The organism is Methylobacterium sp. WL120, from assembly GCF_008039465.1.
Taxonomy (GTDB): Bacteria; Pseudomonadota; Alphaproteobacteria; order Rhizobiales; family Beijerinckiaceae; genus Methylobacterium; species Methylobacterium cerastii.
The window spans coordinates 1-22264 of the sequence record NZ_VRUT01000086.1 but is presented as its reverse complement, the minus strand read 5'-3'; the positions used below and the strand labels follow the sequence as shown (position 1 = coordinate 22264).

At 68.2% G+C, this 22264-nt stretch carries 18 protein-coding genes and 1 tRNA gene; 6 read left to right on the top strand and 13 right to left on the bottom strand.

The features are described 5' to 3' along the window. Positions 1-608: 608 nt before the first annotated feature. Positions 609-881, top strand: a complete 273-nt coding sequence (locus FV229_RS28130; RefSeq protein WP_147829758.1) for a hypothetical protein — start codon at positions 609-611, stop codon at positions 879-881. Positions 882-923: 42 nt separating this feature from the next. Here FV229_RS28130 and FV229_RS16460 read toward each other — a convergent pair whose 3' ends face one another. Further along, positions 924-1157 (bottom strand): hypothetical protein, encoded by a 234-nt coding sequence (locus FV229_RS16460; RefSeq protein ID WP_147753003.1) that lies wholly within the window; start codon positions 1155-1157, stop codon positions 924-926. Between the two features lie 452 nt (positions 1158-1609). Between FV229_RS16460 and sseA the strand changes: the two genes are divergently transcribed. Beyond that, positions 1610-2458 (top strand): 3-mercaptopyruvate sulfurtransferase, encoded by an 849-nt coding sequence (gene sseA, locus FV229_RS16455; protein WP_147753001.1) that lies wholly within the window; start codon positions 1610-1612, stop codon positions 2456-2458. Between the two features lie 160 nt (positions 2459-2618). Continuing rightward, the gene (locus FV229_RS16450; RefSeq protein ID WP_147753000.1) at positions 2619-4790 is read left to right on the top strand and encodes a carbohydrate porin; all 2172 of its coding nucleotides are present in this window, start codon (positions 2619-2621) and stop codon (positions 4788-4790) included. A gap of 67 nt (positions 4791-4857) precedes the next feature. Here FV229_RS16450 and lipB read toward each other — a convergent pair whose 3' ends face one another. Next, positions 4858-5589, bottom strand: coding sequence for a lipoyl(octanoyl) transferase LipB (gene lipB / locus FV229_RS16445; protein WP_147752999.1), 732 nt, complete (start codon positions 5587-5589; stop codon positions 4858-4860). Positions 5590-5665: 76 nt separating this feature from the next. Here lipB and FV229_RS16440 point away from each other — a divergent pair, with 76 nt between their 5' ends. The 3 genes from FV229_RS16440 to FV229_RS16430 all read left to right on the top strand — a co-directional run bounded on the left by FV229_RS16440 (position 5666) and on the right by FV229_RS16430 (position 6753). Then, the gene (locus FV229_RS16440; protein ID WP_147752998.1) at positions 5666-5971 is read left to right on the top strand and encodes a FliM/FliN family flagellar motor switch protein; all 306 of its coding nucleotides are present in this window, start codon (positions 5666-5668) and stop codon (positions 5969-5971) included. Positions 5972-6159: 188 nt separating this feature from the next. Beyond that, a tRNA-Leu gene (locus FV229_RS16435) sits at positions 6160-6244 on the top strand. A gap of 326 nt (positions 6245-6570) precedes the next feature. After that, positions 6571-6753: a DUF3606 domain-containing protein gene (locus FV229_RS16430; protein WP_147752997.1), complete on the top strand. Its 183-nt coding sequence runs from the start codon at positions 6571-6573 to the stop codon at positions 6751-6753. Between the two features lie 158 nt (positions 6754-6911). On the opposite strand, the gene FV229_RS16425 is transcribed toward FV229_RS16430, so the two are convergent. The 11 genes from FV229_RS16425 to secE all read right to left on the bottom strand — a co-directional run. Further along, positions 6912-7406: a hypothetical protein gene (locus FV229_RS16425; RefSeq protein ID WP_147752996.1), complete on the bottom strand. Its 495-nt coding sequence runs from the start codon at positions 7404-7406 to the stop codon at positions 6912-6914. Positions 7407-7519: 113 nt separating this feature from the next. Next, positions 7520-11731: a DNA-directed RNA polymerase subunit beta' gene (gene rpoC / locus FV229_RS16420; RefSeq protein ID WP_147752995.1), complete on the bottom strand. Its 4212-nt coding sequence runs from the start codon at positions 11729-11731 to the stop codon at positions 7520-7522. Positions 11732-11966: 235 nt separating this feature from the next. After that, positions 11967-16091, bottom strand: coding sequence for a DNA-directed RNA polymerase subunit beta (gene rpoB, locus FV229_RS16415; protein ID WP_147752994.1), 4125 nt, complete (start codon positions 16089-16091; stop codon positions 11967-11969). A 266-nt stretch (positions 16092-16357) separates the two neighbouring features. Next, positions 16358-16735 carry a 50S ribosomal protein L7/L12 gene (rplL, locus tag FV229_RS16410; RefSeq protein ID WP_147752993.1) on the bottom strand — a complete coding sequence of 126 codons (378 nt, stop codon included), beginning with the start codon at positions 16733-16735 and terminating at the stop codon, positions 16358-16360. Between the two features lie 60 nt (positions 16736-16795). After that, positions 16796-17314 (bottom strand): 50S ribosomal protein L10, encoded by a 519-nt coding sequence (gene rplJ, locus FV229_RS16405; protein ID WP_147752992.1) that lies wholly within the window; start codon positions 17312-17314, stop codon positions 16796-16798. Positions 17315-17832: 518 nt separating this feature from the next. After that, positions 17833-19476, bottom strand: coding sequence for a B12-binding domain-containing radical SAM protein (locus tag FV229_RS16400; protein ID WP_147752991.1), 1644 nt, complete (start codon positions 19474-19476; stop codon positions 17833-17835). A gap of 261 nt (positions 19477-19737) precedes the next feature. Further along, positions 19738-20025 carry a GIY-YIG nuclease family protein gene (locus tag FV229_RS16395; RefSeq protein WP_147752990.1) on the bottom strand — a complete coding sequence of 96 codons (288 nt, stop codon included), beginning with the start codon at positions 20023-20025 and terminating at the stop codon, positions 19738-19740. An 80-nt stretch (positions 20026-20105) separates the two neighbouring features. Next, positions 20106-20804, bottom strand: a complete 699-nt coding sequence (rplA, locus tag FV229_RS16390; protein ID WP_147752989.1) for a 50S ribosomal protein L1 — start codon at positions 20802-20804, stop codon at positions 20106-20108. 12 nt (positions 20805-20816) lie between these two features. After that, positions 20817-21269 (bottom strand): 50S ribosomal protein L11, encoded by a 453-nt coding sequence (gene rplK, locus FV229_RS16385; protein WP_147752988.1) that lies wholly within the window; start codon positions 21267-21269, stop codon positions 20817-20819. 191 nt (positions 21270-21460) lie between these two features. Next, positions 21461-21994, bottom strand: coding sequence for a transcription termination/antitermination protein NusG (gene nusG / locus FV229_RS16380; protein ID WP_147752987.1), 534 nt, complete (start codon positions 21992-21994; stop codon positions 21461-21463). A gap of 60 nt (positions 21995-22054) precedes the next feature. Then, positions 22055-22264, bottom strand: a 210-nt coding sequence (gene secE, locus FV229_RS16375; RefSeq protein WP_246688221.1) for a preprotein translocase subunit SecE, incomplete at its 5' end; no start/stop codon positions are given.

The following is a 22264-nucleotide window of genomic DNA, read 5'->3' as shown; positions in this document are numbered from 1 at the left end:
GGCACGGCGTGCCCGCGGAGTAGCTGCGGCCCTTGGGGCGTGGCGGCGCCGGTCGCACGCCGCCCCGCGGCGACGATCCTCGTGGACGCTGCGGCAGGATTTCGTTAAGATTTCCACTGAGGCAGGCTGCGTCGGTCGCGCCGCCGTGGCCATCCGCCAGGGAGTGCGCGATGTCGATCGGTGCTGGTGAAATTCTCGGGGCGACGCTGATGCTGGGCTTGGCGCTCGGTCCCAGCGCCGCCTTGGCGCAGGCCTCTCCTCAAGGCGCCTGGACCGACCCGCCAGCGCGCAGCGCCGCCCCCGCTGCGTCAGGCCCCGATGCCGCGAGCCCTATTGCTGCAAGCTCTCCGGCTCCCGTGAAGGAGCCGGCTCCGGCGACAGTGAGCGCGAGCCGTCCGGCCGAGGGCCAGTCCACATCGAGAAGCGTGGACACGAAACGTACGGAGACCGCGAGCAAGGCCAGCGCGCCGGCACGCGTCCGCCAAGCCGCGAAGCCGCCACGCCAGCCGATGCGCGAAGCGCGGCGCGCGCGTCCCCAAATCGTCGCAGAGGTACCGCGCGCGCGAATCGCCACGCCACGCCTCGTCGAGCGACGGGATGCGAGGCCGGTGGTGCGCCGGGTGGGCACGCGGGCCTACACGCCGCGGACCTTCGCGGCGGCGCCGCCCTACCCCTACGCGCCGTTGCCGGTCGGTCGTGTCGTCGGGCCGGCGGACGGCGAACGCAACCCGATCTTCGCGGAGGGGGACGACCGGACGCGCCGCATCGCGGCGGCGCAGGCCGCGGGATACCTCGTCGTCCGCGCCCGCTCGGTGCAATACCCGGATGGCCGGATGATGCGCAGCTATCGGCCCTACGACGAGGAGGACGGGCTCGATTGAAGCCCGTCTCGCGGTCGCCAGGTCACGGGCGTAGGGGCCCGCTCAGCGGATGCGGCCGGGTCGGGTCGGCTCGAACACGATGCGGCGGTGGAATGCGCACCAGCTCTTTCCGTCGGCCACGGGCGCGCCGCAGCACACCGCGCGATCGTTCGGCTCGCCGATGATGAACTTGCAGACGAAGGCGCCCGATTGCGCGAACGGCACGCGCAGCTCGGCCGACGGCTCTTTGACGGTCTCGGCTTCGCCGATCTGGGACATGCGGACGAGTTGGTTCATCGCACTGAAAGCTCGCGGAATCTCATGCTGGCGCAGAAGGCCGCCCGGCAGGGGAATGGTGAGAGAACGCCGTCCCGTATCGAGCGATCCTGCAACGCACGGTGATCCGTGGCGGCGAGACGTCCGGTCCATACGGGTCCGGCGAAAACGCCGGCACGACGGTGTCATGGTGTTGTTATAACTGGTCTTGTTCCCCGCGGAAACAAGACCGCCCCGCGTATCTTGCAACGGCGCACAGCCTTCAGGGTCTGACGGATGCACAAGCCTGCGGGGTTGCAGCGGGACGATCGACTTGCTGTGCGGCATCGCGCCGGCTCGGATCTCCAGGCTGCGGCGGGTTCGCGGGCAGACGCGCCTTCCCAGACTTGGACCGCCCAACCGGGGCGTGCATCCGCCTCCACCCTGTGATTGACTGGCGCCGACACCGCCCGCAACGACTGACCGGACGCATCATGGCCGACACCGCGCTCGTCTCGACCGAATGGCTGCACCAGCGCCTCGATGCGCCCGACATCGTGGTGCTCGACGCCTCCTGGTACCTGCCCGCCGCCGGGCGCGACCCCGAGGCGGAGTATCGCGCCGCCCACATCCCCGGCGCGGTCCGCTTCGACATCGACGCGATGAGCGACACCGAATCCGGGCTGCCGCACATGATGCCGCGCCCGGAGGCGTTCGCCTCGCGGATGCGGGCGCTCGGCGTCGGCGACGGCATGCACATCGTGGTCTACGACGGGCACGGGCTGTTCTCGGCGCCCCGGGTCTGGTGGATGCTGCGCACCTTCGGCGTGCGCGACGTCTGCGTCCTCGACGGCGGGCTGCCGGCCTGGATCGCGGCCGGCTACCCGACCGAGGAGGGCGAGCCGCGGGTTCGCGACCGGCGCCATTTCTCCGCCCGGCTCGACCACGGCGCGGTCGCCGACGCGGCCGACGTCGCGCGGGCGCTGGCCGGCGGCACCGCCCAGGTGGTCGACGCCCGCTCCGCGCCCCGCTTCCGCGGCGAGGAGGCCGAGCCCCGTCCCGGCGTCCGCCCCGGGCACATGCCGGGCGCCCGGAACCTGCATTACGCCGCGCTGCTGGCCGACGGGCACCTCAAGGCGCCGGACGCGCTCCGCGCGGTGTTCGCCGAAAACGGGATCGACCCCGACCGCCCGGTCGTCACCACCTGCGGCTCCGGCGTCACCGCGGCGATCGTCGCCCTGGCGCTGGAGCAGATCGGCCGCCCGGCCCGCGCCCTCTACGACGGCTCCTGGTCGGAATGGGGCGCCGACCCGAGCCGCCCGGTCGCGACCGGCCCCGCCTGAGCCCCTCGCCCCGGCGTCGCCGCCGTGTCATCGCGGCGTCATCGATCCCGGGGCATTTTTGCAACGTCGCCGATAGGAATACCCGGGCCGGCAAAGGCAGGATTGCCGCGATTATAGCCTTTGCTATACCGCAGTTCGGAACGTGCGGGGGACCAGGGCGATGCGGCACCGGAACAGGGCGGACGGCATCGGGTCGCGCGGCGTCGCCGTCCGCGGCGTGGGAGGGTTGATCGAGACCCGTCTGATCGAGGCCTGCCTGATCGGGGCCTGCCTGCTGCCGGGACATGCCGCCGGAGCCGACCTCGCCGTCGCGCGCGCGGCCTCCCCCTCTCCCGCCTTCGTCGATTGGTCGGGCGGCTATGTCGGGCTCGAGGGCAGCGCCGGCGGCTCGTTCGGCGCCCTCGGCTTCGGGCCGACCACGATCGGCGGCCGCCCCATTCCAGCCTTCAAGACCGGCGACGCCACGGGTCGTGCCGACCGCAGCCGCGAGGCGACCACCGCCGTCGGCGGCGTGTTCGGCGGCTGGAACTGGCAGGCCGGCCCCTGGGTCTACGGGCTCGAGGCGGACATCGCCGGCGCCAACCTCAAGCGCCCGGTCGGCTCGACCGCGGCCGGCTTCGGCTACGAAGGGTTCGACCCGGTCTTCGACGTGATCCGCGCCAAGACCGACCTCTACGGCGTCGTGCGCGGGCGGCTCGGCGTCGCCTTCGAGCGCGCGCTGGTCTACGCCACCTTCGGCCTCGCCGGCGCCGAGACGCGCTTCCTCGCCACCTACCCGGACCGCGCCGGCGGCCCCACCGCGACGGCGCGGACCGACCGGGGCACGCTCGGCTTCACCCTCGGGGCCGGCGTCCAGTACGCGATCACCGAGCACCTCGCCCTCGGCCTCGACTATCGCTACATCGACCTCGGCGGCACCGGCCGCCTCGACCTCGGCGCGGTGCCCGGCCTCGGCTCGGTCTCGACCCGGGCGTCTTTCACGTCGAACCAGATGCTGGCGCGGCTGTCGTGGTATCCGGCCGGCCTGCGGCTGCCGCCCGAGCCCGACGAGGCGGCCCCGCACGATCCCGACAACGGCGACACCGGCCGCTTCTCGCTCCACGGCCAGACCACCTTCATCAACCAGGGCGTGAGCGGGTTCCGCTCGCCCTATCTCGGCCCGAACAGCCTGGTGCCACGCCAAGCCCAGGCGACCACGACGGCGACCGCCTTCGTCGGCTTCAAGCTGCTGGAGGGCACCGAGCTCTACTACAACCCGGAATTCAGCCAGGGCTTCGGCCTGTCGCGGACGCTCGGCGTCGCCGGCTTCGTCAACGGCGAGGCGCAGAAGGCCGGCGCGCCGTTCCCGAAGCTGCGCTCGAACCGCTACTTCGTGCGGCAGACCTTCGGCCTCGGCGGCGAGACCGAGGACGTGCCCGACGGCCCGAACCAGGTCGCGACCCGCCGCGACGTCGAGCGGATCACCGTGGTCGCCGGCAAGTTCGCGCTGGGCGACTTCTTCGACGGCAACGTCTACGCCCACGACCCCCGCGTCGACTTCATGAACTGGTCGCTCTGGGCGGCCTCGGCCTGGGACTTCCCGGCCAACCTCCCCGGCTTCACGCAAGGCGTCTACGTCGAATACAACCGCGCCGAATTCGCAATCCGCGCCGCCTACACGCAGGTGCCCAAGGAGCCGTCGAACGACGTGCTCGACCCGCGGGTGTTCGACCGCCAGGGCGCCAACATCGAGTTCGAGGGGCGCTACGTCCTGCCCGCGCTCGAGCAGCCGGGCCGCGTGCGGATCGGCTTCTTCTCGAACCAGGGCAACACCGCCAACTACCGGCAGGTCGTGGCGCTGACGCAATCGGGGGTGTTCGACGACGTCAACGACGCGGTCGCAGCCACCCGCCGCCCGCGGCGCAAGACCGGCGGCTACGTCAACCTCGAGCAGGCGGTCACGGCCGACCTCGGCGTGTTCGCCCGCGTCAGCCTGTCGGACGGGCGCAACGAGAGCCTGTCCTTCACCGACGTCGACCGGAGTGCGTCGGGCGGCGTCTCGCTGAAGGGGACCGCCTGGGGCCGGTCGGGCGACACCATCGGCCTCGGCGCCACCGTGAACGGCCTCACGGAGGCCCACCAGGCCTACTTCGCCACCGGCGGCCTCGGCCTGCTGATCGGCGACGGGCGCCTGAACTACGCCCCCGAGCGGGCGCTCGAAGCCTACTACGCCATCGGCCTGACCAAGACCGTGACCCTGACCTTCGACTACCAGCGGGTGATCAACCCCGGCTACAACCGCGACCGGGGTCCTGCGGACTTCTTCGCCACCCGGCTGCACGCCGACTTCTGAGGGGTTCGCGCGGGCGCATTCCCGTCACGCGAGCCGGCCTCCACCGCGCCCGGGAATGCCCTGACGGCTACTCCGCCTCGTCCACGGTTTCGCCGAACACCGCCTCGAACCCGGCCCGCAGCTGCATGTCGACCTCGGGCATCGCGACGACGCGGCCGAGGTCGGCCAGGCTCGTCACCCCGTGGCCGCGGATGCCGCAGGGGACGATGCCGGAGAAATCCGCGAGATCCGGCTCGACGTTGAGGCTGATCCCGTGGAAGCTGACCCAGCGCCGCACGCGGATGCCGATCGCGGCGATCTTGTCCTCCACGGCGTCTCCGTTCTCCCGGCCCTTCTCCGGCCGCCGCACCCAGACGCCGACGCGGTCCTCGCGGCGTTCGGCCCGGACGTTGAAGGCGTCGAGGGTCGCGATGATCCAGGCCTCCAGGGCGGCCACGTAGGCGCGCAGGTCCGTGCGGCGGCGGTTGAGGTCGAGCATCACGTAGGCCACCCGCTGGCCGGGGCCGTGATAGGTGTACTGCCCGCCCCGCCCCGTCCGGTGCACCGGCAGCCGCGCCGGCGCCACGAGGTCGGCCTCGCGGGCCGAGGTGCCGGCGGTGTAGAGCGCCGGGTGCTCCAGCAGCCAGACGCATTCGGGCGCGAGCCCCCGCGCGATCGCGTCGGCCCGGGCCTCCATCCACGCCATCGCCGCGTCGTACCCGACAAGTGCGTCGCTGATCCGCCACGCCACCGGCGGGGAGCCCGCCCGCGGCAGGAACGTGTCGGGCGCGATCGCGAGACGGTGCGCGGCGTTTACCAAGGCTTCACCCTCTTTCGGGAATGCTCTCCTTCCACCGGTCCGTGCCGGTGGCAAGGCGTATGGGGGCGGTGGGCGCGTGGCGGTTCTGGAAGACCTCAAGGTCGATCTGACGGTGGTGCTCGGGCGCTGCCGCATGCCGCTGCACATGCTGCTGCGCATGGGACGCGGCGCGGTGATCGAACTGGAGGCGACCGAGACCGACCTCGTCGAGATCCTCGCCAACGACCACCCCGTCGCCCGCGGCCAGATCGTCGTGACCGGCAACCGCATCTCGATCGAGGTCACGGAGCTGATCCGCAAGGCGGATTCGGTGCGGATCCCCGGCGTCACCATCGGCGACGGCGCCGTGCCGTTCCTCGAAAGCCGCATGGAACCGGCCTGATCCAAGGCCCCGGCGAGGATTTGCCGGACCCTGCCGCGGAATTGCCGAGCCACGTTTCGGAATTGCTTGGCCGCAGCGCTTGTCGGATCGGGATCGATCTGGTATCCGCTGCGCCGCTCACCCGAGACGCCGGCCGCCGCAGCGGACCCGGATTTCGGAAAAGCGAACGGGACCCGACGGGTGCCGATGCGGCCATGGCGGAATTGGTAGACGCGCTAGCTTGAGGTGCTAGTCCTGCAAGGGGTGGAGGTTCGAGTCCTCTTGGCCGCACCAACGTTCTTCGATGTCGGACATCGAGACGTGGGTGCATGAAAACGGGTTTTGGGCGGCCGCGCTTCTCGATGGCGGCGCTCCCAGCGGTTCTTACGCGAACCCGACTTCGAGAGAGACGCGGATGGCGCGGTCTCTCGCTTCCGAAACACCAGACGTTTGAACGATCGCGCGCTCGGGTACTCATCGGGCAGCTGACGCTTTGCGCACGCAATGTCCAGCCTGCTGCGCGACATCGGCGAACGATCTTGGCTCCGCGTATCTCCTGCCCGCTTGGTCTATGCTGAACCAGGCGCGGCTTCGGCGCGGACATTCTTTCGAAGGCGACCATGGCAGGGCTGAAGGACAAGCGCGGCTTCATCGACAAGGACCGGCTCGATCTCTCGGAGCGGAAGGCGGTCGAGTACTGGATGAAGCGCTGGGGCGTGACGCAGGACCAGCTCACCACGGCGCACCGCAAGGCCGGCCGCATGATCAAGGACATCGCGACCGAGCTCGGAAAGAAGCGCTGAGCGAGCTGACGCTCGTAGGCAAGCTTCGGCCAATGGGCGGCGGATCAAAAAGTACGGGTCGTGGGCGTGCGGGGACGTGTTTCCGGGCGTGACGCACCCGTTTGGCGGCCAAGCTAGTCTACCACCGCTGCCGCCTCGGGCGGCTCTGAAGGCCGGTGTCAGCCTTCGCTGTCGCGGTTGAGGCCCAGAGCCTTCATCAGGTCGCCGATCGGGTCGCCCTGGGCCGCCCTGCCCGGCTGTGCGGTCGAGGCGACCGGGGTTGCGGCCTGCTCCGCGACCCGTGCCGTCGCCGGCTGGCTGCGCGGCGTGGAGGCGATCGGCCGGCGGGCGTGGACGTGCTCGGCCTTGCGCACCGGACGCGCCTCGGCCTGATCCTCGACGCTCGACAGGCTCGCCGTCATTGCGATCGGCAGGAGGGTGAAGGAGGCCGGGCGCACCAGAGCTGCCTCCACCACCGGCGCCGTGCGGGCCGGCGGGTCGTTCCAGGCCGTCGCCGCCTCGGCGGTCGCGACGACAGAGTGTCCGCGACGCGTCTCGAAGGCCGGATCACGCGGATGCAGCACATGTGCGGCCGTGATCAATCCCGTGACGAGCGCGGCGGTCGTGAGGATTGTGGACTTGACGTGTTCCATGATCTCAGAACGAACGGCCAAGGTCATGGTTCCGCTTGCGCGGAATCGCCCGTTTCGGCCCGCAGCGCCCGACCCTGAAACGAAAAGGGCGGCCCACCGGGCCGCCCTTTCGCATGTCGTGGAGCGCTTGCGGCCTACTCGGCCGCAGCCGAGGGCAGCTCGCCCAGCGGGCGGGCGCCGCTGTCGGACGCCTTCTGCTGGAGGATCATGCTGTCGCGGCGGCGTGCCACCGCGCGGATGTCGGCCACCATCGAGCCGGTGCCCGCCGGAATGAGCGAGCCGACGATGACGTTCTCCTTGAGGCCTTCGAGGTGATCGACCTTGCCGTTGACCGCCGCCTCTGTGAGGACGCGGGTGGTCTCCTGGAACGAGGCAGCCGAGATGAACGACTTCGTCTGCAGCGAGGCCTTGGTGATGCCGAGCAGGACGGGGACGCCCTGGACCGGCTTCTTGCCCTCGGCGAGCAGCTTCTCGTTGACCTCGGTCAGCTCCGTGCGGTCGATCTGGTCGCCCGCCAGGATGTCCGAGTCGCCGCCATCGGTGATCTCGACCTTCTGCAGCATCTGCCGGACGATGACCTCGATGTGCTTGTCGTTGATCGACACGCCCTGGAGCCGGTAGACCTCCTGGATTTCGTTGACGAGGTAAGCCGCAAGCTCCTCCACGCCCTTGATCGCCAGGATGTCGTGCGGCGCCGGGTTGCCGTCGACGATGTAGTCGCCGAGCTCGACCACGTCCCCGTCCTGAAGGTGGATGTGCTTGCCCTTCGGGATCAGGTACTCGACCGTCTCAGATCCGTCATGCGGCGTCAGTGACAGGCGGCGCTTGTTCTTGTAGTCGCGCCCGAAGGCGATGGTGCCCGACTTCTCGGCGATGATCGCCGCGTCCTTCGGGCGCCGCGCCTCGAACAGCTCCGCCACCCGCGGCAGACCGCCGGTGATGTCGCGGGTCTTGGCCGAGTCGGTGGAGACGCGGGCGAGGATGTCGCCGGCCTTCACCGAGCCGCCCGGGTCGTAGCCGATGATGGCGTCGACCGGGAGGAAGTAGCGGGCGTCGGAGCCGCGCGGCAGCTTGACCGGCTTGCCCTCGGAGTCGACGACCACCATCGCCGGCTTGAGGTCCGAGGTGCGCGCCGAGCCGCGCCAGTCGATGACGACGCGCTTGGCGATGCCGGTCGACTCGTCGGTGGTCTCGGTGATCGACTGGCCGTCGACCATGTCCTCGTACATCACGACGCCGTCCGTCTCGGTGATGATCGGACGGGTGTAGGGGTCCCACTCGGCGATGCGCTGGCCGCGCTTCACCTTGTCGCCGTCGTCGACGCGCAGGCGCGCGCCGTACTGCAGGCGGTGCACCGCCCGCTCCGTGCCGTCGGAGCCGACAACCACCACGGCCACGTTTCGGCCGGTGGCGATCAGGTCGCCGTCCGAGTTCTTGGCGATCGCGCGGTTGCGGATCTTGATCGTGCCTTCGAAGCTCGACTCGATGAAGGACGAATCCGCGATCTGCGCCGCGCCGCCGATGTGGAAGGTGCGCATGGTGAGCTGGGTGCCCGGCTCGCCGATCGACTGCGCCGCGATGACGCCGACGGCCTCGCCCATGTTGACGGGCGTGCCGCGGGCCAGATCCCGGCCGTAGCAGGTGGCGCAGACGCCCTGACGGGTCTGGCACACCAGCACCGAGCGGATCTTCACCTCCTGGATCCCGGCCGCCTGGATGGCGGGCAGGTGACGCTCCTCGATGGTCTCGCCGGTCTTGACGATGACCGTGCCGTCCTGGGCGACCAGGTCCTCCGCCGTGGCGCGGCCGAGGATGCGGATCGCCAGCGTGGCGACGACCTGGCCGGCATCGATGATGGCGCGCATCTTGATGCCGTTGGTCGTGCCGCAATCGACCTCGCGGATGACCGCGTCCTGGGCCACGTCGACGAGACGACGGGTCAGGTAGCCCGAGTTGGCGGTCTTCAACGCCGTGTCCGCGAGGCCCTTGCGGGCGCCGTGGGTGGAGTTGAAGTACTCGAGCACGTCGAGGCCTTCCTTGAAGTTCGAGATGATCGGCGTCTCGATGATCTCGCCCGAGGGCTTGGCCATCAGGCCACGCATGGCGGCGAGCTGCTTCATCTGCGCTGGCGAACCGCGGGCACCGGAGTGGCTCATCATGTAGATCGAGTTGATCTGCTTGTCGGCGCCGTCCTCGTCCTTCTGGACGGTCGAGATCCGGAGCATCATCTCGGCGGCGAGCTTGTCCGAGCACTTAGCCCAGGCGTCGACCACCTTGTTGTACTTCTCGCCCTGAGTGATCAGGCCGTCGTTGTACTGCTGCTCGTAGTCCTTCACCAGCGTGCGCGTGGTGTCGACGATGGTCCACTTGTTCTCGGGCACGACCATGTCGTCCTTGCCGAACGAGATGCCGGCCTTGAACGCGTGGTTGAAGCCGAGCGCCATGATGCGATCGCAGAAGATCACCGACTCCTTCTGACCGCAGTGGCGGTAGACGGTGTCGATCATCGACGAGATCTCCTTCTTGGTCATCAGCTTGTTGACGACGTCGAAGGGCACCTTGGCGTGCAGCGGCAGCGCGCCGGACAGGATCACCCGGCCGGGCGTGGTGTCGTAGGTCTTGGTCAGCGGCTGGCCGTCGGGGCCGATGCCCTTCCAGCGCCACTTGATCTTCGAGTGCAGCTTCACGGACTTCGCGGCGAGCGCGTGCTCGAGCTCGCCCATGTCGCCGTAGACGCCCTGCATCGGGTTGGTCTTGTGGTCGGGCTGGAACGCGCCGACCAAGCCCTCGCCGACGATGGAGAGGTAGTACAGGCCGAGCACGATATCCTGCGAGGGCACGATGATCGGCTGGCCGTTGGCCGGGTGCAGGATGTTGTTGGTCGACATCATCAGGACGCGCGCCTCCAGCTGAGCCTCGAGGCTCAGGGGAACGTGCACGGCCATCTGGTCGCCGTCGAAGTCGGCGTTGAACGCGGCGCAGACCAGCGGGTGCAGCTGGATCGCCTTGCCCTCGATCAGCTTCGGCTCGAACGCCTGGATGCCGAGGCGGTGAAGCGTCGGCGCGCGGTTGAGCATCACGGGATGCTCGCGGATCACCTCGTCGAGGATGTCCCAGACCTCGGGCTTCTCCTTCTCGACGAGCTTCTTCGCCTGCTTGACGGTGGCCGAGAAGCCCTTGGCGTCGAGGCGCGCGTAGATGAAGGGCTTGAACAGCTCGAGCGCCATCTTCTTCGGCAGGCCGCACTGGTGCAGCTTCAGCTCGGGGCCGACCACGATGACCGAGCGACCGGAGTAGTCGACGCGCTTGCCGAGCAGGTTCTGGCGGAAGCGGCCCTGCTTGCCCTTGAGCATGTCGGCGAGCGACTTCAGCGGACGCTTGTTGGCGCCGGTGATGACCCGGCCGCGGCGGCCGTTGTCGAACAGCGCGTCGACGGCCTCCTGCAGCATCCGCTTCTCGTTGCGGATGATGATGTCGGGCGCGCGAAGCTCGATCAGCCGCTTGAGGCGGTTGTTGCGGTTGATCACGCGGCGGTAGAGGTCGTTCAGGTCCGACGTGGCGAAGCGGCCGCCGTCGAGCGGAACCAGCGGACGCAGGTCCGGCGGGATCACGGGGACGACGGTCAGGATCATCCACTCGGGCTTGTTGCCCGACATCTGGAACGCCTCGATGATCTTGAGGCGCTTCAAGAGCTTCTTGGGCTTCAGCTCGGAGGTGGTGGTCGCGATCTCCTCGCGCAGCGCGTCGGCGATGCCGTCGAGGTCGAGCTCCTGGAGGATCCGGCGGATCGCCTCGGCGCCGATCATCGCCGTGAACGAATCCTCGCCGTACTCCTCCTGGGCGCGCAGGTACTCCTCCTCCGACAGGAGCTGACGCTCCTTGAGAGGGGTGAGGCCCGGCTCGATGACGCAGTAGGACTCGAAGTAGAGGATCCGCTCGAGATCCTTGAGCGGCATGTCGAGCAGCAGGCCGATGCGGCTCGGCAGCGACTTCAAGAACCAGATGTGTGCGACGGGGGCGGCGAGCTCGATATGGCCCATGCGGTCGCGCCGGACGCGCGCGAGGGTGACCTCGACGCCGCACTTCTCGCAGATGACGCCCTTGTACTTCATGCGCTTGTACTTGCCGCACAAGCATTCGTAGTCCTTGATCGGCCCGAAGATGCGGGCGCAGAACAGGCCGTCACGCTCCGGCTTGAACGTCCGGTAGTTGATCGTCTCGGGCTTCTTGATCTCGCCGTAAGACCACGAGAGGATCTTTTCGGGGCTGGAGATCGAGATCTTGATCTGGTCGAAGCTCTGGGGCTGAGCCTGCTGGTTGAAAAGGTTCATGACCTCTTGGTTCATGATCCGCTCCTTGCTTGACGGGAACGCGCGCCCTGCGCCGGCGCCGTCCGCGTCTTGAAATCAACTCGGCGCCGCGCCCGTCGGGGCGCCGCTGGCCGTCGGCCCGTCCGGAGGCTCCGCCCCTCCCCGCTCGAACCGTGCCGGCATCGCTGCCGGCACGGGAGGTGTCGTGTCCTTCGTGGTCCGCATCGTCTTCACGCGAACCGGCTTCCACTTCGCTCGACGAGGCGTCCGATTACTCGGCCGCGTCGGCGGGCGGCTCGAGGGCGTCGTTGGCGGCCTTCTTGGACGAGGTCAGCTCGACGTTGAGGCCGAGCGACCGCATCTCCTTCACCAGCACGTTGAAGCTCTCGGGGATGCCGGCCTCGAAGGTGTCGTCGCCGCGGACGATCGCCTCGTAGACCTTGGTGCGGCCGGCCACGTCGTCCGACTTCACCGTCAGCATCTCCTGCAGCGTGTAGGCCGCACCGTAGGCCTCCAGCGCCCAGACCTCCATCTCGCCGAAGCGCTGCCCGCCGAACTGCGCCTTTCCGCCGAGCGGCTGCTGGGTGACCAGCGAGTACGGGCCGATCGAGCGCGCGTGGATCTTGTCGTCCACGAGGTGGTGGAGCTTCAGCATGTAGATGTAGCCCATCGTCACCTTGCGGTCGAAGGGCTCGCCGGTGCGCCCGTCATAGAGCGTCGACTGCGCCGAGCGGTCGAGGCCGGCCATCTCCAGCATGGTCTCGATGTCGGCTTCCTTGGCGCCGTTGAACACCGGGGTCGCCATCGGCACGCCGCGGCGCACGTTGTTGGCGGCCTCGGCCATGTCCTCGTCCGACAGGCCTTCCAGCTCCGACGGGGAGTAGATCGCCTGCATCTCGGCGCGCAGCGGCTCGATGTCCTGGCTCTTCAGGTAGGCGTCGACCGCCTTGCCGACCTTGCGGCCCAAGCCCGCCGCGGCCCAGCCGAGGTGGGTCTCGAGGATCTGGCCGACGTTCATGCGCGAGGGCACGCCGAGCGGGTTGAGCACGATGTCGGCATGCGTCCCGTCTTCCAGGAACGGCATGTCCTCGATCGGCACGATCCGAGAGACCACGCCCTTGTTGCCGTGGCGGCCGGCCATCTTGTCGCCCGGCTGGATCTTGCGCTTCACCGCGACGAAGACCTTGACCATCTTCATCACGCCGGGGGGCAACTCGTCGCCGCGCTGCAGCTTCTCGACCTTGTCGAGGAAGCGCTGCTCGAGGCGCTTCTTCGACTCGTCATACTGCTTCTGCATCGCCTCCATCTCGGTCATGAGACGGTCCTCGACGACGGCGAACTGCCACCATTGCGAGCGCGGGTATTCGTTGATGAGCTCACGCGTCAGCGTGGTCTCCTTCTTGAACCCCTTCGGGCCGGCGATCGGCGCCTGGCCGATCAGCACGCCGGAGAGGCGGGCGTAGGTGTTGCGGTCGAGGATCGCCTGCTCGTCGTCGCGGTCCTTGGCGAGGCGCTCGATCTCCTCGCGCTCGATCGCCTGGGCGCGCTCGTCCTTGTCGACGCCGTGGCGGTTGAACACCCGGACCTCGACGATCGTGCCGGTCACGCCCGGGGGAACCCGGAGCGAGGTGTCGCGCACGTCGGACGCCTTCTCGCCGAAGATGGCGCGAAGGAGTTTCTCCTCCGGCGTCATCGGGCTCTCGCCCTTCGGCGTGATCTTGCCGACGAGGATGTCGCCCGCATGCACCTCGGCGCCAATGTAGACGATGCCGGCCTCGTCGAGGTTCTTGAGCGCCTCCTCCGAGACGTTCGGGATGTCGCGGGTGATCTCCTCCGGACCCAGCTTGGTGTCGCGGGCCATCACCTCGAACTCCTCGATGTGGATCGAGGTGAACACGTCATCCTTCACGATCCGCTCGGAAAGCAGGATCGAGTCCTCGAAGTTGTACCCGTTCCACGGCATGAACGCGACGAGGACGTTGCGGCCGAGCGCGAGCTCGCCGAACTCGGTGGACGGGCCGTCGGCGATGATCTCGCCCTTCTTCACCGGCTCTCCGACGCGGACCAGCGGCTTCTGCGTGATGCAGGTCGACTGGTTGGAGCGCTGGAACTTCTGCAGGCGGTAGATGTCGACGCCGGGCTTGGTGGCGTCGGCCTCCTCGGTGGCCCGGATGACGATACGGGTGGCGTCCACCTGGTCGACGATGCCGGAGCGGCGGGCGGCGATGGCGGCGCCCGAGTCGCGGGCGACCACGGCCTCCATGCCGGTGCCGACGAACGGCGCGTCGGCGCGCACCAGCGGCACGGCCTGCCGCTGCATGTTCGAACCCATCAGCGCGCGGTTGGCGTCGTCGTTCTCGAGGAACGGGATCAGCGCCGCGGCCACCGACACGAGCTGCTTCGGCGACACGTCCATCAGGTCGACGCGCTCGGGGCCGACGACGATCACGTCGCCGGCGCGGCGGCAGACCACCAGCTCCTCGGTGAGCTTCTTGTTCTCGTCCATCTGCGCGTTGGCCTGGGCGACGTAGTACTTCGCCTCCTCCATCGCGGAGAGGTACGAGACCTCGTTGGTGACGACGCCGTCCTTGACCCGACGGAACGGGGTCTCGATGAAGCCGTACTTGTTCACGCGCGCGAAGGTGGCGAGTGAGTTGATCAGGCCGATGTTCGGGCCTTCCGGCGTCTCGATCGGGCAGATGCGGCCGTAGTGGGTCGGGTGCACGTCGCGCACCTCGAAGCCGGCGCGCTCGCGGGTCAGGCCGCCCGGGCCAAGCGCCGAGAGGCGGCGCTTGTGCGTCACCTCGGAGAGCGGGTTGGTCTGGTCCATGAACTGGGACAGCTGCGACGAGCCGAAGAACTCGCGCACCGCGGCCGCCGCGGGCTTCGCGTTGATGAGGTCCTGCGGCATCACCGTGTCGATGTCGACCTGGCTCATGCGCTCGCGGATGGCGCGCTCCATGCGGAGCAGGCCGAGGCGGTACTGGTTCTCCATCAGCTCGCCGACCGACCGGACGCGGCGGTTGCCGAGGTGGTCGATGTCGTCGATCTCGCCCTTGCCGTCGCGCAGCTCCACGAGCGCCATGACGACCGACAGCATGTCCTCCTTGCGGAGGGTGCGGACGGTGTCCTCGGCATCGAGGTCAAGGCGCATGTTCATCTTCACGCGGCCGACGGCGGACAGGTCGTAGCGCTCGCTGTCGAAGAACAGCGAGTGGAACATCGCTTCCGCCGTCTCCAGCGTCGGCGGCTCGCCCGGGCGCATGACGCGGTAGATGTCGAACAGCGCGCCCTCGCGAGCGGAGTTCTTGTCCACGGCCAACGTGTTGCGGATGTAGGGGCCGATGTTGACGTGGTCGATGTCGAGCACCGGGATCTCGGCGACGCCGACCTCTTCCAGCGCCTTGAGCAGCTTCTCGGAGATCTCCTCGCCGGCCTCGGCCCAGATCTCGCCGGTCTTCACGTCGACGAGGTCCTCGGCGACGTACTGGCCGACCAGGTCCTCGTCGGTCGCCTTGAGGAACTTGGTGCCCTTCTCGGCGATCTGGCGGGCGTTGCGGGCGTTCAGCTTCTTACCGGTTTCGAGCACGACCTCGCCGGAATCGGCGTCGATCATGTCGACCGAGGCCTTGAAGCCCTTCAGCCGCTCGGCGTCGAACGGCACGCGCCAGTCGGCGCCGTCCCGGTCGTAGACGACCTTGTTGTAGAAGGTGGACAGGATCTCCTCGCCCGACAGGCCGAGCGCATAGAGCAGCGACGTCACCGGCAGCTTGCGCTTCCGGTCGATGCGGACGTGCACGATGTCCTTGGCGTCGAACTCGACGTCGAGCCAGGAGCCGCGATACGGGATGATGCGGGCGGCGAACAGCAGCTTGCCCGACGAGTGGGTCTTGCCCTTGTCGTGGTCGAAGAACACGCCCGGCGAGCGGTGCATCTGCGAGACGATGACGCGCTCGGTGCCGTTGACGATGAAGGTGCCGTTCTCCGTCATCAGGGGCATGTCGCCCATGTAGACGTCCTGCTCCTTGATGTCCTTGACCGACTTCGCCGCCGTGTCGGGATCGACATCGAACACGATCAGCCGCAGGGTCACCTTCAGCGGGGCCGCGAAGGTGATGCCGCGCTGGCGGCACTCGTCGACGTCGTACTTCGGCTGCTCGAAGGTGTAGCGCACGAACTCGAGCAGCGCCGTCGAGGAGAAGTCCGAGATCGGGAATACGCCCCGGAACACGCTCTGCAGGCCCTCGTCGCCGCGACCGCCCTCGGGCTCGTGCATCATCAGGAACTGGTCGTAGGACGCCTTCTGAACCTCGATGAGGTTCGGCATCTCGGCGACTTCCTTGATCTTGCCGAAGAACTTCCGAATGCGCTTGCGACCGACCAGCGTATTGGCCATGTGACCTCGCTCCACCATCTTCGCGTCCTGGTCGCCCGGGGAAGTTTTTCCAACTCCCGCACCGGGCCATGGCTCGCGTCCCGCCGGACCGCGCCACCCGAATCGACTGTTCCCAGCGGCTTGTGCCAAGCCGAAACCCGTTCCAGGGTTCGCCGGCCGCTTGAAGCGGCCTCAGCCCGCGGGTGCGAACACCCGCGGGCTGCGGTCACGGTCGACTCCCGAGAGAGCCGCCGTGGGTGACGGGCCGGGTGCGGCCCGTCGTCGACTTACTTGAGCTCGACCTTGGCGCCGGCCTTCTCGAGCTGCGCCTTGAGCTTCTCGCCCTCGTCCTTGGTGACGGACTCCTTGACGGCCTTCGGGGCCGCCTCGACGAGGTCCTTGGCTTCCTTGAGGCCGAGGCCGGTGATCGCGCGGACCTCCTTGATGACCTCGATCTTCTTGTCGCCGACGGCGGCGAGCATGACCGTGAACTCGGTCTGCTCCTCGACGGCGGCGGCGCCCGCACCGGCGGCCGGGCCGGCGGCCACGGCGACGGCGGCGGCAGCCGAGACGCCCCACTTCTCTTCGAGCATCTTGGCGAGGTCGGCGGCCTCGAGAACGGTCAGCGACGACAGGTCGTCAACGAGCTTGGCAAGATCAGCCATGGTGATGATCCTCTAACGATATCGGTGTGAAGGGATGGGTTTGAAAGGGGTGAACGACCGTCAGGCCGCCTCGTCCTTGATGGCATAGGCTCCGAACACGCGGGCGAGCTTGGCCGCCGGCGCGTTGACGACCTGAGCGATCTTGGTCGCGGGAGCCTGGACGAGGCCCACGATCTTGGCGCGCAGTTCGTCGAGGGACGGGAGCGAGGCGAGGGCCTTCACGCCGTCCGGGTTCAGAGCGGTCGCACCCATGGCGCCGCCGAGGATCACGAGCTTGTCGTTGGCCTTGGCGAAATCCACCGCCACCTTGGCGGCCGCGACCGGATCGCTCGAATAGGCGAGCAGGGTCGGGCCCTTCAGGAGGGGCTTGATGGAGGCGACGTCCGTGCCATCGAGAGCGATGCTGGCGAGGCTGTTCTTCGCGACCTGCACGGTGGCGCCGGCCAGCTTCATCTGCGAACGCAGCTTCTGCATCTCGGCGACCGTGAGGCCTTTGTAGTGGGCCACGACGACGACGGCGCTCTTTGCGAACACGCCGTTGAGCGTCGAGACGAGATCAGCTTTTGCTGTCCTGTCCACTGGGGCTCTCTCCGGTTTGAGCGGAACCCGAGAATGGGTCCGCCGGTTGCACGTGCCGCCCGGGACGGAACTTCGACCTTGGTTAAGCCGAAAACGTCCTGGACGACGCTTCACGGCCCTGTCCCCCGGTGCCGCCCCCGCGAGGGGTGCGATGCCTAAGGGCTGAGATGGTTCAAACCGATGCCTTCACGCCGTCCCTCATCGGTCGGGCGCTTCGAAACTGCGGTCTTCCCCGTCTGTGCAGGCTTTGCGGATTAAGCCGGCGAACCGGCACCTGCAGTCTCGGACAGGACATGGCCGGACACGGCCTTCAGAGGTTTTCACCCCTTAGGTCCTGCCGGCCATCGACGCCCGGTCACCCAGGCGGCGTCTCGATACGGAGCCCGCCCGGGCGGACGGGCTCCATCAACAAACATGAAAATTGCGTGGAGCGCGGTGTATAGAGCCAAGCAAGCGCCCTGCCAAGTACCTAAACGCGACTTTTCCGACGTGGTCGCGCCGCGCCGGCCGTCGCGGCCCTAGGCCGCCTCGCGCTCCGGCACGAAGCGCTTGCGCGCGTTCTCCCACCACGAGCGCTGCCGCGCGGCCTCCGTCTCGGCGGCCTTGGCCGCGTAGAACGAGGCGTTGTGCTCGCCGCGCAGGGCCTCGCGGGTGAAGCGGATCAGGTGGTGGGCGACGAAGCCCATGTTGAACACCGCCTCGATCTGCCCGCGCTTCAGGGCGTAGCCGGCCGCCGACCAGAACGGCCGGCGGTAGTCGGAGAAGATGCCGACCCGGGTGATGATGTTGAACCCGAGGATCAGCCCGCGGCGCAGGTTGGTGAAGGTGAGCTTGCCCTTGGTCGGCGTCTTGATCCGGTGGGGATAGGTCGTCGCGCACTGGTGCTTGAAGCGCTCGAAGATCTTTTCCGGCTCGTAGGCGTGCGCGATGGCCCGGCGCCAGCTCGACACCACGGTGTCGTGCGGACGCTTGAACAGCACGTTCGATTCGAGGCTGGCGTCGTGGAGCAGCCGCCCCTCCTTCTCGAGCCGGTCCCAGAGCGGAGTCTTCGGCAGCGCCTGAAGAATGTTGATCGTCAGGACGGGGATGCCCGACTTGTCGATGAAGTCGATCAGGTACTGCTCGGAAGCGTCCGATTCGGTGTCGAGGCCGAGGATGATGCCCGAGGTCACTTCGAGCCCGTAGGAGTTCAGCGTCTCGATCGCGCCGTACATCGGCACGGCGGCGTTGTGGGTCTTGTCGATGCCCTTGAGCGCGTCCTCCTCCGGCGTCTCGATGCCGACGAACACGGTCATGAAGTTCGCCTGGCGCATCAGCTCGAGGATCTCGGGCTGCTTGGCCATGTTCAGGGTCGCCTCGCAGGCGAACTGGAGCGGGTAGTCGTTCTTCTTCTGCCACGCCACCAGGTGCGGGAGCATGTCCCGCGTCGCCTTGCGGTTGGCGATGAAGTTGTCGTCGACGAAGTAGACCACCGCCGGGTGGCCGGGCTGGCTGATGATCGCGTCGAGCTCGGCGCACATCTGCTCGGCGCTCTTCAGCCGCGGCTGGCGCCCGTAGAGCTGCGGGATGTCGCAGAACTCGCAGCGGTACGGACAGCCCGACGAGAATTGCAGCGAGCCGATCAGGTAGCGCTTCAACGGAGCCGCCTCGTAGGCCGGCGCCGGGAAGTCGGAGAGCGGCAGCCGCTCCTTCGTCTCGAGCCGAACCTGGGCCGAGGGGCGCGTCAGGTCGCGGTCGAGGATCGATACCAGCTCGTCCGTGGCGTCGCCGATCTCGCCCATGTGGAGGTAGTCGAAGTCTGGGTACTTCTCCGGGGCGCCCGAGACCGAGGGGCCGCCGAGCACCGTCACCTTGCCGGCGGCGTGCGCGCGCTTGGCGATCTCGTGGATCTGCGGCTCCTGGATGTGCATGCCCGACACGAACACCGCGTCGGCCCAGGCGAACTCCTCAGGCGTGGCGCGCTTGATGTTCTCGTCGACGAACCGGCACTCCCAGCCTTCCGGCATGTAGGCCGAGATCAGCAGGAGCCCCTGCGGCGGCATGAAGGCCTTCACGCCGCCCATCAACGGGTAGGCGTGGGAGAACGTCCCGAAGGACGGCGTGTAGGCGGGGAAGACGCATAGGATGCGTCGCTTGGTCTGTACGGGGAGGGTGCATCGCATGCCGTCTATTTAGCACAGGCACGGGCGATGGCGCCCCCCTTGGCTGCGGCAATCTGCATCGTGATGTCGGGTATGGAGCCGCTCCGCGGCGCTTCTCGTGCTGGGTCCCGGCTCGCCTTTCGCTGACGCTTCAGGCGTCCAGGAAAACGGCGAGGGTTTGCTGCCAGGGTCGAGTCATGCGCACCCGATTTCCCGGACGGGTGAAGCGAAGCGGAACCCGATCCGGGACCCAGCCTGGAAAGCGCCGCGCAGCGGCTCTGGCTACTGATTGAGATCGAGATACAGATCACGCCGATCCGGGTTCATCGCCTCGATCAGCGCCAGCTTCCAGGCTCGCCGCCAGCGCTTGATCGCGTACTCACGAATCCGAGCGTCGATGATGCGCGGATGATCCTCGTACCAGACCAGCATCACGACGCCGTAGGTCTTGGTGAAGCCGGGCGTCACTGCAGTCCGATGCTCCCAGACGCGTCGTGCGAGATCCGTCGTGGAACCGGTATAGAGCGTTCCGTTCCGCTGGTTGGCCAGGATGTCGACGTGAGACGTCATCGGTGGCCCGCAGCGGGAGGACTCAAACGAAAAACGCCCGGCCGCAGGGGCCGGGCGCTTCGTCGTTCGTGCGGGACGGATCAGGCGCCGAGGACGGAGCCCGGCTCGACCTTCACGCCCGGGCCCATCGTCGAGGTGACGGCGATGCGCTGGATGTAGGTGCCCTTGGAGCCGGCGGGCTTGGCCTTGGCCACCGCGTCGGCGAACGCCTTGATGTTCTCGACGAGCTTCTGCTCGTCGAACGAGACCTTGCCGATGCCGGCGTGGACGATGCCCGCCTTCTCGACGCGGAACTCGACCGAGCCGCCCTTGGCGCCGGCGACCGCGGACTTCACGTCCATGGTGACGGTGCCGACCTTCGGGTTCGGCATCAGGCCGCGGGGGCCGAGCACCTTACCGAGGCGACCGACGAGCGGCATCATGTCCGGGGTGGCGATGCAGCGATCGAAGTCGATCTTGCCGCCCTGGACGATCTCGAGGAGGTCCTCGGCGCCGACGATGTCGGCGCCGGCCGCGCGGGCGTCGTCCGCCTTGGCGCCGCGTGCGAACACCGCCACCCGCACCGTCCGGCCGGAGCCGTTGGGCAGGTTGCAGACGCCGCGGACCATCTGGTCGGCGTGGCGCGGGTCGACGCCGAGGTTCATCGAGACCTCGACGGTCTCGTCGAACTTGGCGTTGGCCTTGGCCTTCACCATCGCGACCGCCTCGGCGATGCCATAGAGCTTGGTCGGGTCGATGCCCTCGCGGGCGGCGCGGATGCGCTTGCCTTCGTTTGCCATGGTGCCCTCCCCTTACGCGGTGACTTCGAGGCCCATGGCCCGCGCGGAGCCACGGATCATCGCGACGGCGGCGTCCACCGAGTCGCAGTTCAGGTCGGGCATCTTCTTCTCGGCGATCTCGCGAAGCTGCGCCTCGGAGACCTTGCCGACGTTGGAGCCGGGTTTGCCGGGGGTCTTGGAGCCCGAGGCCGGCTTCTTGCCGATCTTCAGGCCCGCGGCCTTCTTCAGGAAGAAGGTGACCGGCGGCTGCTTCATCTCGAAGGTGAAGCTGCGATCCTGATAGGCCGTGATCACGACTGGGATCGGGGTCCCCTTCTCGATCTGCGCGGTCTTCGCATTGAAGGCCTTGCAGAATTCCATGATGTTGAGGCCGCGCTGACCGAGCGCGGGACCGATCGGCGGCGACGGGTTGGCGGCGCCGGCCGGGACTTGAAGCTTCACGTAGCCCGTGATCTTCTTCGCCATGGGACTGCTCCCAAATGATTGCGCGCCGCCGGGCTGCCTGAGGCTCGGTCGGACGGGCGGTTGCAGGTCGCGGTGCGGACCGTGGACCCCGGCGGCGAACCGGGCGGGCCTTCCGCGTGTGATCGGCGAAGTTCGAGCTGCGGGGAGAAGGGTCGCCCCTGCCCTCTCCGCCGCCCTCCGTCCGCTCTACGTCAGGCCTTCTCGACCTGGGCGTATTCGAGTTCCACCGGGGTGGCGCGGCCGAAGATCGACACGGCGACCTTCAGGCGCGAGCGGCTCTCGTCGACTTCCTCGACGGTGCCGTTGAACGAGGCGAAGGGACCGTCGGCGACGCGGACCGTCTCGCCGATCTCGAAGGAGATCGAGGGCTTGGGACGATCGACGCCCTCGGCGACCTGGCCCTTGATCCGCTCGGCTTCCGAATCCGGGATCGGTACCGGCTTCGACTTGTCGGCGCCGAGGAAGCCCGTGACCTTCGGGGTGTTCTTGATCAGGTGGTAGACCTCGTCGGTGAGGTCGCACTTCACCAGCACGTAGCCGGGGAAGAACTTCCGCTCCGCGTCGACCTTGCGCCCGCGGCGGACCTCGACGACCTTCTCGGTCGGGACCATCACCTCCTCGAAGAGGTCCATGAGCCCACGCTGGGCCGCCTGATCCTTGATGGACTGGGCGACCTTGTTCTCGAAATTCGAGTAGGCGTGGACGATGTACCAGCGCTTCGACACGGTTCTGATCGACTCCTGAGCGTTCGCGGCGGGCCGGGGCCCGAGGCGGTGTGTGTTGTCCTAGAGACCCAGGATCAGGCCGACGAAGTAGCGCAGGCCCTGATCCACCACCGTGAAGAACAGGCTCGCGACCACCACCATCACGAACACCATGATCGTGGTGACCGTGGTCTCCTTGCGGGTCGGCCACGTGACCTTGCGGCCCTCGTCGCGCACCTGCCCGAGGAAATCCAGCGGGCCGACGCGCTTCGGCGCGGGCCGGGCGGGCGG